The sequence below is a fragment of the Pseudomonas sp. LS-2 genome (assembly GCF_003605735.1).
Lineage (GTDB): Bacteria > Pseudomonadota > Gammaproteobacteria > Pseudomonadales > Pseudomonadaceae > Aquipseudomonas.
This window is the reverse complement of the sequence record NZ_QXTJ01000005.1, coordinates 22,001-32,948: the sequence shown is the minus strand read 5'-3', so window position 1 is coordinate 32,948 and position 10,948 is coordinate 22,001. Positions and strand designations below refer to the sequence as shown.

The window sequence follows — 10,948 nt, the reverse complement described above, 5'->3', positions numbered from 1 at the left end:
GGCGTGTTCAAGATCGCTACCGCCGGCAAGCCGTGCTGCTAAAGGGGAGTGCCTGTTTTACGGCATCAGCGGCGGCACGTACGCCAGCGTCGTACCCAACGCCCACAGCAGGAACAGCACCAATGGCGTGTGCACCAGCAATTGCACGAACGAGAAGCCGATCAGATCCCGCGCCTTCAGGCCCAGCACGCCCAGCAGCGGCAGCATATAGAACGGGTTGATCAGGTTCGGCAGTGCTTCGGCGGCGTTGTAGATCTGCACCGCCCACCCGAGGTGATACTTCAGGTCGTTGGCGACCTGCATCACGTACGGCGCTTCGATGATCCACTTGCCGCCACCGGACGGAATGAAGAAACCGAGGATCGCCGAGTACACACCCATCAGCAGCGCATAGGTGTCGTGGGACGCGATACTGGTGAAGAAGGTCGAGATGTGGTGTGCGACGGTCTGCGCATCACCGCCCTTGGCGGTGGTCAGCAGGGCGGCAATCGAACCGTACAGCGGGAACTGGATCAGCACGCCGGTGGTGGTCGGCACGGCTCGGGCCACGGCATCCAGGAAACTGCGCGGACGCCAGTGCAGCAGCGCGCCGACCATGATGAACAGGAAGTTGTAGGTGTTAAGGCCCGAGATCGCGGTGATTGCAGGCTTGGTGCTGAACTCGTTGTACAACCAGCCGGACGCCAGCACGACCATCAGGATGATCAGCAGCGGGCTGTATTCCAGCCACTCGCCCGGACGGGTGCGTGGTGGCAGCGGTGGCATGCTGAACGCAGGGTCAACGCCACAATCCTTGGCTTCTCGAGCGCTGTTCGGGCCAGGTGCGGTAGCGTAAGCGACGATGATCGAGATCACCACCAGCGCCAGCAGCATGACGCCCGACTGCCAGAGGAAGATGGTCTGGGTGAACGGGATCATCCCGGTGATTGCCAGAATCGAAGGTGGCAGGCTCGCCGGGTTGGCTTGCAGTTGTGCTGCCGAAGACGAGAGCCCCAGTGCCCACACGGCGCCCAGCCCCAGATAGGCGGCAGCACCGGCGGCGCGGTAGTCCATCTTCAGATCGGTGCGGCGCGCGAGCGCTCTCACCAGCAAACCGCCGAAGACCAGTGACAGGCCCCAGTTCAGCAGCGAAGCGACCATGGAAATCAGCGCGACCCAAGCCACGGCCGAGCGACCGTTCTTGGGGATGCGCGCCAGACGGTCGATCAGCTTGACGGCGGGTGGCGAGCTGGCGACGACGTAGCCGCCGATGACCACGAAGGCCATTTGCATAGTGAAGGGGATCAGGCTCCAGAAACCGTCGCCGAAGGCTTTGGCGGCGTCGGCGGGTTTAGCGCCGATGACCAGCGTGGCGAGTGTGACGATGACCACGGCCAGGGCAGCGAACACCCAGGAGTCAGGGAACCAGCGTTCTGCCCATTTGGCGCAGCGCAGGGCAAATCGGGCGGAGCGGCTTTCTTCGATATCGGCGGCCACGTTGTTTTACCTCTTGGAGTTATTGTTCGGGTGCTATTGAGATAGCTGTTTTTAGTATCGGCAGTGACGTAAGAAAAGGTGCAGCTCTAGATACGGCAAAGCCCCTTCATTGCTGAAGAGGCGGAATGGCAAAGCGATGTGATGCGGGTGTGTCTAAGGAGCAGAGGAAGGCGCGTTCCCCTGTAGGAGCGCGCTTGCCCGCGAAGCGATAGTTCAGACACTGCGTGGGTGAATGGACTGGTTTTGATCGCGGGCAAGCGCGCTCCTACAGGGGAACACGACAACTTCGGTGAATCAGAACGTCATTTCGACCACATCATCCGGCACGATCAGTTTGCCGGCGGTCTTGGCGATGATTTCTTCGACCGTTACGCCCGGTGCGGTTTCGCGCAAGATGAAGGCGCCGTTTTCGATCTCCAGGTACGCAAGGTCAGTCAGTACCTTCTTGATGCAGCCAGCGCCGGTCAGCGGCAGGCTGCAGCGCGACAGCAGTTTGGACTCGCCGTCCTTGGAGGCATGGGTCATGGTCACGATGATGTTGTCCGCGCCCGCCACCAGGTCCATCGCGCCGCCCATGCCCTTGACCAGTTTGCCAGGGATCATCCACGACGCGATGTTGCCGTCGACGTCGACTTCGAAGGCGCCCAGTACGGTCAGGTCAACATGGCCGCCCCGGATCATGGCGAACGATTCGGCCGAGGAGAAAATCGATGCGCCCTTGCGCGCGGTCACGGTCTGTTTGCCGGCGTTGATCATGTCGGCATCGATGGTCTCCTCGGTGGGAAACGCACCCATACCGAGCAAGCCGTTTTCCGATTGCAGCATCACGTCGATGCCGTCTGGCACATAGTTGGCAACCAGCGTCGGAATACCGATGCCCAGGTTTACGTAAAAGCCGTCTTGCAGTTCGCGCGCAACGCGCTGTGCCATTTGTTCGCGGGAGAGTGCCATGATCTTGGGTCTCTTTTTGTTCTGTCCGGAGTCCGATCCTGTAGCAGTCCGGCTCGCCGGGCGGTGGTGAATAACGTTACGTTACCGCCGGCAAGCCGGACTGCTACAGATACGTTCGCTGCCGATCATTCGGTTGAGGGGAGGTCGTTGAGCGCCAGCGTCAGGCTTTCCTGACCGTACGCTGCTCGATGCGTTTCTCGAACGTGCCCAGGATCACGCGATCCACATAGATGCCTGGCGTGTGGATCTCGGTCGGCAACAGAACGCCCGGCTCGACGATTTCCTCGACCTCGACCACGGTGATCTTGCCTGCTGTCGCGGCGACCGGGTTGAAGTTCTGCGCAGTATGGCGATAGACCACGTTGCCGAAGTGGTCGGCTTTCCAGCCCTTGATGATCGCGAAGTCGCCGGTGATGGCTTCTTCCAGGATCACATTGCGGCCATTGAACTGGCGCGTTTCCTTGCCTTCGGCCACAGGAGTGCCGTAGCCGGTGGCGGTATAGAAAGCGGGGATGCCGGCACCGCCTGCGCGCATTTTTTCAGCAAGGGTGCCTTGGGGAGTGAGTTCGACTTCCAGTTCGCCGCTCAGCAATTGGCGTTCGAAGAGGGCGTTTTCACCAACGTAGGAGGCGATCATCTTGCGGATCTGTCGGTCTTCGAGCAGCACGCCCAGCCCAAAGCCGTCGACGCCACAGTTGTTCGAGACAACGGTCAGGCCTTTGACGCCCATGCGCTTGATCTGCGCGATAAGGTTTTCGGGGATACCGCACAGGCCGAAACCACCGGCCAGTACCGTCATGTTGTCAGTCAGCCCGGCAAGGGCTTCTTCGTATGTTGCAACTCGCTTGTCGAGTCCTGCCATGGTGATATCCCGCCTTCGTTGTAGTTGTGTCCGACAATTCGTCGCCGGATAGCGTTGATCGCATCTTCTCTCTAGCTCAGTGATTTGTTAATTTTGTTTTTTTCATCAATTGATAAGAAAAACAAATAAATGAATGTAAAGCAGCTTAGAGCGTTTCTCGCCGTCGCGCAGTGCTTGAGTTTTGCACAGGCCGGTGAGCGGCTGCACCTGTCTCAACCGGCGCTGAGCCTGACTATCAAGGCGCTGGAAGATGACCTGGGTGGGCAATTGCTGACGCGCACCACCCGCAGTGTCAGTCTGACGCCTGAAGGCGAAACCCTGGTGCCGCTGGCAAGGCAACTGCTCGCCGACTGGGACAATACCGAAGAATTGCTGCGTCAGCGTTTCACCTTGCAGATGGGCAAAGTGTCGATTGCGGCCATGCCATCGTTCGCCGGCAACCTCTTGCCGATGGCGCTGAAGGTGTTTCGCGAGCGCTATCCCAGGGTCAATGTCGCGGTGCATGACGTGATCAACGAACAGGTGCTGGAGATGGTCGATCACCGTCGAGTGGAGCTTGGGATCGGCTTCGAGCCCGAGTCGAGCAATACCCTGACTTTTACCTCGTTCTACATGGACCGTTTCGTCGCCGTCGTGCCAATGGACTCACCCCTCGCCCAGCGTGGCGAAGTGACGTGGGATGAATTGCTGCATCACGACTTCATCACGTTGCAACGGCCGTCAGCGGTGCGGTTGTTACTGGAGCAGGATCTGCAGACCCAGCATGGCAAGTTGTCCGTGGCGTTCGAAAGCCATCAGCTTTCGACGGTGGGCCGCATGGTTGCCAACGGGCTGGGGGTCAGCGCCGTGCCCTCATTGTGCATTCAGCAGATGGAGGAGCTGGGCGCGCGCTGTATCGAACTGGAGGGGCCGCGAATCGAGCGGCGAATCGGTCTGATGACCTTGGCCGATCACAAATTGTCGGCGGCCGCGCAGGCATTACGGGATGTTTTGATCGAGTGCACGCAGCGGAGCGTTCTGTGACCACCTGTTTTTATTCATTTAGATGAATGGATGAATGGCAGGCCTTTTCGGCCACTTTGTGTGAAAAAATCACTGCGACCGCTTGCCGCATCCGGTATCGTTTGGCCATCTGAAACAAATTGTTGCAGATCATCTTTCAATAAGAATCGAACGATAAGGGGTTGCTCTTGGATTTGTCGTCTGCTGCGTGGGTGTTTCACGACACCCGCCTGATCATCTGCTGCCTGATCGCCATCGCCACGATTATCGTGCTGATCAGCGCTACCAAACTCCCGCCGTTTCTGTCGATTCTGGTGGGCACTTTCATCGCAGGGATAGGTGCGGGTTTGCCAGCGGAGGCTGTTGCGAAAGCGTTCAGCAAGGGCGCGGGCGGGATTCTCGGTGAGGCCGGGATCATTATTGCGCTGGGGGCGATGCTCGGCGCGCTGATGGCCGAATCGGGGGCGGCGGATCGCATTGCGTCTACCTTGCTCGGTCTGGGCAAAGGCAAGACGTTGCCGTGGGTGATGGCACTGGTCGCGATGGTCATCGGCCTGCCGCTGTTCTTCGAAGTGGGTCTGGTGATGATGGTGCCGATCATCTTCGTCATGGCGCGCCAGTCCAATCAGCCCCTTTTGAAAATCGCTATTCCTGCATTGGCGGGCATGACCACGCTGCATGCGCTGATGCCTCCACACCCGGGGCCGCTGATCGCAGTCAGCGCACTGCACGCCGATCTGGGCCTGACAATGTTGCTGGGTTTCTGCATCGCCGTGCCGGCTGTGATCCTGGCCGGCCCTCTCTACGGCAACTGGCTGTCCAAACGACTGAACATCGAGGCGCCTGCGGAACTGGGCGAGTTGTTCTCGGCCAAGTCGAATGTCGCGCGCCAGCCAGGATTCGGTATTTCGCTGCTGATCATTTTGCTGCCGGTGATCCTGATGCTCGGCAGCACGTTGGCGAAGATCGCTCTGGAACCTGAGAGCAACGTCGCGCTGACCCTGAAATTCCTCGGCGAACCGCTGGTGGCGTTGGGGATCGCAGTTCTGGCCGCAACGGTCTGTCTGGGCTGGGCCAACGGCATTTCACGTGAACAGGTAGGCGGCACACTGCGCAAAAGCCTGGCGCCGATCGCCGTGCTGTTGCTGACCATCGGTGCCGGTGGCGGCCTCAAGCAAACGCTGCTGGATGCCGGTGTCAGCCAGACCATCAGCAAGGTGGCCGAAGGCGCGCACATGCCGTATCTGCTGCTGGCATGGCTGATCGCCGTGGCGCTGCGTCAGGCAACCGGTTCGGCGACAGTGGCGACGACCACGACGGCGGGCATTCTCGCGCCGATGATGGCCGGCCTGGCGCCGGTCGAGGCTTCGCTGGTCGCGCTGGTGATCGGCGCCGGCTCCGTGTTCTTCTGCCATGTGAACGATGCGGGCTTCTGGATGGTTCGCGAGTACTTTGGCTTGCAACTCAAGCAGACCATTTGGGTGTGGTCGGTGTTGCAGACCATCGTTTCGGTGGTGGGCCTGATCGGTACGCTGCTGTTGTGGCATTGGCTGCTTTAACGCCCGGGTTCCCGACATCGTGTAGCAGTCCGGCTTGCCGGCGGTGGTGTGTGTAAGCGCGTCACCGCCGGGAAGCCGTGCTGCTCCATGAGTTCTCTCCGCTCCGGGAGGTTAACTGCCCACCGGGCCGATACCCACTATCAAGACGACTGATTTCTGCTGGAAAGGGCCGACGCGTAGCCTTGGCTTCATTCCAGAAACGAGCCGAATGGAGGCTCTCATGAACCGTCTTGTCACCCTCGCCATGTTGCTTTCAATCGCCGTCCTCTCCGGTTGTGCCGCTGGCAATCACCCTGAATTGCGCCCCTACACCGCTGAAGAAACCCATCAGTTGGCCCTTGAAGACCTCAATCGTCGCGGCCTGTCCTACGACGACTATCAGGCCCGCAAGGCGCAGTTGATGACTCAGCCACAGATGCAGCAGGCCCACGAGTTCGACAACCGTGGCGAAGTCAGCGCTCAGATCGTAGAACCGTCGAAAGCGCGCCAGGGTTGAGCGCTTCGTGAAGGCACCGGGGGCACTGTTTCTTAGCCCTTTTGATTGTTTCTGAAATCGTCTCCAGCCATCCGGCCTGCCGGCCAGGAGAACTGCGAAGCTGTCACTTACTGATCGCGCAGCTTCAAGTCCTGCTCACAGCGCCAGCTTCAAATGCCCGCCCGCGTCCTTGTGCCGTGCGTTCGTGCGGTGTTGCAGGCCGAGCAGGAAATGCTCCAGCCCGTCGTTCAGACGCTGGGTCAACAGTTCATCCAGATCCCCACCCGGTTCGTTGTCGCCATAGCTGATCTGGCTGTCGATGGCGAATACCCCGTGAAGTACCTCTTGGCATTTGAGTGCCGACAATACCGGTTTCAGAGCGTAGTCCACCGCCAGCATGTGGGCGATGCTGCCGCCGGTGGCCAGAGGCAAGACCACTTTGCCGTGCAGTGACCGTTCGGGCAGCAGATCCAGCAAGGTTTTCAGTGCGCCCGAGAAGGACGCCTTGTACACCGGTGTGCCGATCAAAAGGCCATCGGCTTTGGCGACGGCGTCGATGAAGGCGATGACTTGCGGGCTGTCGAAGCGTGCGTACAGCAGGTCTTCTGCGTCGAAGTCCTGGATGCGGACGGCGTTGACGCTTACGCCATGATCGGCGAGCCATTGCGCCGCGTGTTTGAGCACTACACCTGAGCGGGAGCGGGTGGAGGGGCTGCCTGAAATCGAAACTACCAGCATGTTGTATGTCCTTGGGGTCGTTCACCCGGGGTGCGAAAGGGCACCGTGCAGGTCGCGGTTTACGCGAAGGGGGATGGGCGGATAGACCCTTTGGATGGATCAAAGCACCATGCGTGCCAGCCCGGTGGAAGTGGTCTGGCGCCAGTGAATCCGGTGGTTGGAGGTTTTTGAAGGGTGGTTTTTCGGGTGGGGTTGGTGATTCTGAGGTGGGCAAGTGTTGATTTGCTGTTGCTGGTGCAACACTTGGTCGGCGTTGGTTTTTTGTTCTGCCTAACGGCAGAAGCGTTCCGCCTTCGGCGGGTTACTTGAAAAGACACCAAGTAACCAAGTGTCATTGCTCCTGGTTTGGCCTCGACTTCGTCGAGGTTCCCTCACTCCGGCGACGCTCCGTGGGCCCGCCGCCATCCGCCATCCATGGCGGGGGGCGGCTCTCGCGGCATCCATGCCGCTCGGCCCACGGAGCGCCGCCTGCGTTCAGCCTGCACCCAAGTCGCGATGGGTGTCGTCTGGACTATTGCGTACGAAGATCAAGATCAAGATCAAGATCAAGATCAAGTTCAATGGCAACGGCAATCGCCACGAGCTGTGAACGCCGAACCTGTAGCAGTCCGGCTTGCCGGCGGTGGCGTACGAAAGATCGCTACCGCCGGCAAGCCGGACTGCTACAGGGTTGTGTGTGTCGCCGAGATCTTAGGGCTGAACACCAATCCCTCCGACGTCTCCCCAAGGGATCGTATCCGAACGACAGATCACTGTTCGCTTTTGATCTTGCTTCCAAGTGCGCGAAAGTCCAGACACCACTAATCGCGACTTGGGTGCAGGCTGAACGCAGGTGGCGCTCCGTGGGCCGAGCGGCATGGATGCCGCAAGAGCGCCGTCAGGACATGGATGTCCGTTCGGCGCGGGCCCACGGAGCGTCGCCGGAGTGAGGGAATTCCGACGAAGGAGGAACCCAACCAGGAGCCAGGACCCTTGGTTACTTGGGGTTATCAAGTAACTCGCCGGAGGCGAAACAGCTCTGGCGTTAGCCAGAACCGAAAACCAGCGCCACCACACATAACGGATATACACCCAACCCCCAGCGCCACCCCCTCAAAAAAAAAGCCCAAAAAAAATCCCCGTAGTCGGCCTCTACGGGGATTTTGCTTTCGTCTTGCTTTTAACTCATCGCTTCAGGCTTGCCACTCCAAGCCACTATCAGTTCCGGAACATCGCACCCGTCTGGATGATGTTGTTCGAACCCAACAGCTGACTCACATAACGGCTCCAACGAGTAATGTTCGCAGGCCCCACAAACACCACATCCTGCGCCGACAACTCGAAGCCCTTGGCCAGTGCGTATGCGGTTGGCTTCTTCGCGTTCAGGTGATACACGGTCGCCGAGTGCGTCGCATCCTGTGCACGAATCACATACACCGCCTCACCATCGGCAGCATCCGGGCTCAGACCGCCGGAAGTACCCAGCGCCTCAAGCAACGTCACGCTGGTGGTGCTGAACGAAATCACCTGAGGACGCTGAACCTCACCCAACACATAGATCTTGTTCTTCGAGTTGCTGTTCAAGTGCAGGTAGTCGCCATCCTTGAGGAAAATCTTGCTCAATTGCGAGTCCTTGCGGTTGAGCGAGTCGACGTCGATCACGTAATCCTTGCCGTCGCGACGCAGGGTCAGGCCGGCGAGGTTGGCGTCGGTCAGGTCAAGACCGGCCTGGCTGATGGCCTGAACCAGGCTCAGCGGAATATTGGTGATCGGCTGCGGCCCCGGCGACTTGAACGCACCGGACAGCAACACGCGCTGGCTGTTGTAACGCAGCACTTTGACGTCGACCTTGACCTCGGTGTACTGCGGCGCCAAGCCCATGCGCAGTTGTTCGCGGATCTGCGAAACGGTTTTGCCTGCCGCCTGAATACGACCGACATAGGGGAAGAACACCGTGCCGTCGTTCAACACTTCCCGGCTGTTGGCGTCCAGTTGCTCCTGTGAGCCAGGCGCGGTCAACTCAGGGTGTTCGAACACCGTCACCAGCAACGCATCGCCTGGGCCGACGATGTATTCAGGGGTTTTGTAATTCATCAGTTCAGGTGGCAATGGTTTGGCCAGCGCTGCAGCGGATTTCTGCTGCTGCGCCAGGGTCGTCGGGGTGATATTGACGAGCGTGACGGCGGGACCGTCCGGGTCTTTATCGGTGACATCGCTAAGTGACATGTACTGACCGGGGGCGAATGCGCAGCCTTGCAAAACCAGACTGGAAAGCAGCACTACCGCTAACGTTACTTTCATATGAATGTTCCTTCTAATCCTAAAAGGTGCGTACTGGCACCGCAGTGATTTCGTTGCATCCCTTACTTACACCGAACTTCGGATCACAATCGTTCAAACACTCAAGCACCTCCCGCCGAGCTTAGTAGCCATCGGCCATCGCTGTTGTTATTGGCAGACATTATTTTTTTAAGAAGCTTTTTTAGAAGGCGTTCTTGTTGACGAAGCCTTTGAAGAGCGTCAGCAGGATGATTTTCATGTCCAGCCAGACCGACCAGTGCTCGATGTACTGCAGGTCGAACTCCACGCGTTTCTGCATCTTGTCCAGCGTGTCGGTTTCGCCACGCCAGCCGTTGATCTGCGCCCAGCCGGTGATGCCCGGCTTGACCTTGTGCCGCAACATGTAGCCCGACACTTGCTTGCGGTATTGCTCGTTGTGCGCCACGGCGTGGGGGCGCGGGCCGACGATGGACATGTCGCCGCGCAGCACGTTGAAGAATTGCGGCAGTTCGTCCAGCGAGGTACGACGCAGGAACGCGCCCAACGGCGTGATGCGGCTGTCGTTGCGAGTGGCCTGAGTCACCACCGCGCCGTTTTCCTGCACGCTCATGCTGCGGAACTTCCAGACCATGATCGGCCGCCCGTCCAGCCCGTAGCGGCGCTGGCGAAACAGCACCGGGCCTGGCGAGGTCAGCTTGATGGCCATGGCGATCAGCATCAGGGGCAGGGCGATCATGGTCAGGATCACGCTCGACAGCACGATGTCTTCGATGCGCTTGACCATGCTCCAGGCGCCGTCCATGGGCGAATCGAAAATGCTGATGCTCGGCAGCCCGTTGATGCTTTCGCTGCGGGCGTGCAACAACTCGAACATGAACACGTCCGGAATCACGTACACCGACGCGGTGGTGTCGCTCAGACCTTTGATCAATTCCTGAAGACGCGCCTGTGCGCCAAGGGTCAGGGTGATGTAGACCTTGTCGATCTTGCCGTCGCGCGCGTCCTCGATCAGTTGGTCCAGATCGCCCAACACCGGTATGCGTCGACCGATGCGTGCCAGGTCCATCTGCTCGGGCTGTTCGTCATAGAACCCCAGCAGGTTCAATCCCATCCACGGTGCGCGTTCGATCGACAATGCCAGACGTTCGCCACAGTGCCCGGTGCCGACGATCGCCACGCGCCGGGTGTTGAAGCCCCGACTGCGCAGGGCGTGCAGCACGCTGCGAATCGCCAGACGATAGCCACACAAGGCCACCAGCACCCCGGCGAACCAGGCCATCTGACTGTTATCGGCAATGTCCGCCGGCTGCAGCAGCAGGTAGTCGACAAACAGCAGCAGGACAAACGCCAACCCCCAATAATTAGCCACTTTCAGCAGTTCGCGCAGGATGCGCTCGCCACGCCAGGAGCCGTACAACTGGTGATATTCGGCCAGCCAGTGAAACGCCACCGCCGCCAACAGGATCTGCATCCAGGTTTCAGTGCTCATCGCGGTACCGGTGAGCAGGTTGATGCTGTAACCGCCCAGGGTGATGACCGCCAGGTCCAGCAACCGGTGGGCAACGGACAAAGTGGATTGATGAGCATGCAAGATGCCGCGAAGTGGTGTGCTCATGTTCTGTGCTC

Annotated in this window: 10 protein-coding genes; 4 read left to right on the top strand and 6 right to left on the bottom strand. The window is 59.6% G+C overall.

All coding sequences use genetic code 11. The features are described from left to right. Positions 1-57 precede the first annotated feature (57 nt). From D3M70_RS04345 to D3M70_RS04335, 3 genes are all read right to left on the bottom strand, one after another. The gene (locus D3M70_RS04345; protein WP_120124643.1) at positions 58-1,476 is read right to left on the bottom strand and encodes a short-chain fatty acid transporter; all 1,419 of its coding nucleotides are present in this window, start codon (positions 1,474-1,476) and stop codon (positions 58-60) included. Between the two features lie 294 nt (positions 1,477-1,770). Next, a complete protein-coding gene (locus D3M70_RS04340; protein ID WP_120124641.1) occupies positions 1,771-2,427 on the bottom strand; it encodes a CoA transferase subunit B in 657 nt (218 codons plus the stop codon). 160 nt (positions 2,428-2,587) lie between these two features. After that, a complete protein-coding gene (locus D3M70_RS04335; RefSeq protein ID WP_120124640.1) occupies positions 2,588-3,289 on the bottom strand; it encodes a CoA transferase subunit A in 702 nt (233 codons plus the stop codon). A 129-nt stretch (positions 3,290-3,418) separates the two neighbouring features. On the opposite strand from D3M70_RS04335, the gene D3M70_RS04330 reads away from it, so the two are divergent. The 3 genes from D3M70_RS04330 to D3M70_RS04320 all read left to right on the top strand — a co-directional run bounded on the left by D3M70_RS04330 (position 3,419) and on the right by D3M70_RS04320 (position 6,346). Beyond that, positions 3,419-4,312, top strand: a complete 894-nt coding sequence (locus D3M70_RS04330; protein ID WP_120124638.1) for a LysR family transcriptional regulator — start codon at positions 3,419-3,421, stop codon at positions 4,310-4,312. Positions 4,313-4,479: 167 nt separating this feature from the next. Beyond that, positions 4,480-5,850, top strand: a complete 1,371-nt coding sequence (locus tag D3M70_RS04325; RefSeq protein WP_120124644.1) for a gluconate:H+ symporter — start codon at positions 4,480-4,482, stop codon at positions 5,848-5,850. A 220-nt stretch (positions 5,851-6,070) separates the two neighbouring features. Beyond that, positions 6,071-6,346, top strand: a complete 276-nt coding sequence (locus tag D3M70_RS04320; RefSeq protein WP_120124636.1) for a hypothetical protein — start codon at positions 6,071-6,073, stop codon at positions 6,344-6,346. A 135-nt stretch (positions 6,347-6,481) separates the two neighbouring features. On the opposite strand, the gene ssuE is transcribed toward D3M70_RS04320, so the two are convergent. Continuing rightward, on the bottom strand, positions 6,482-7,063 hold the full coding sequence (ssuE, locus tag D3M70_RS04315; protein ID WP_120124635.1) for an NADPH-dependent FMN reductase: 582 nt from the start codon (positions 7,061-7,063) through the stop codon (positions 6,482-6,484). A gap of 442 nt (positions 7,064-7,505) precedes the next feature. On the opposite strand from ssuE, the gene D3M70_RS31875 reads away from it, so the two are divergent. Beyond that, a complete protein-coding gene (locus D3M70_RS31875; protein ID WP_165869731.1) occupies positions 7,506-7,652 on the top strand; it encodes a hypothetical protein in 147 nt (48 codons plus the stop codon). Between the two features lie 608 nt (positions 7,653-8,260). On the opposite strand, the gene D3M70_RS04305 is transcribed toward D3M70_RS31875, so the two are convergent. Together D3M70_RS04305 and D3M70_RS04300 are read right to left on the bottom strand one after the other, a co-directional pair. Then, positions 8,261-9,343 carry a polysaccharide biosynthesis/export family protein gene (locus D3M70_RS04305; RefSeq protein ID WP_120124632.1) on the bottom strand — a complete coding sequence of 361 codons (1,083 nt, stop codon included), beginning with the start codon at positions 9,341-9,343 and terminating at the stop codon, positions 8,261-8,263. Between the two features lie 181 nt (positions 9,344-9,524). Further along, positions 9,525-10,937 carry an undecaprenyl-phosphate glucose phosphotransferase gene (locus D3M70_RS04300; protein ID WP_120124630.1) on the bottom strand — a complete coding sequence of 471 codons (1,413 nt, stop codon included), beginning with the start codon at positions 10,935-10,937 and terminating at the stop codon, positions 9,525-9,527. Between the last annotated feature and the right edge of the window lie 11 nt (positions 10,938-10,948).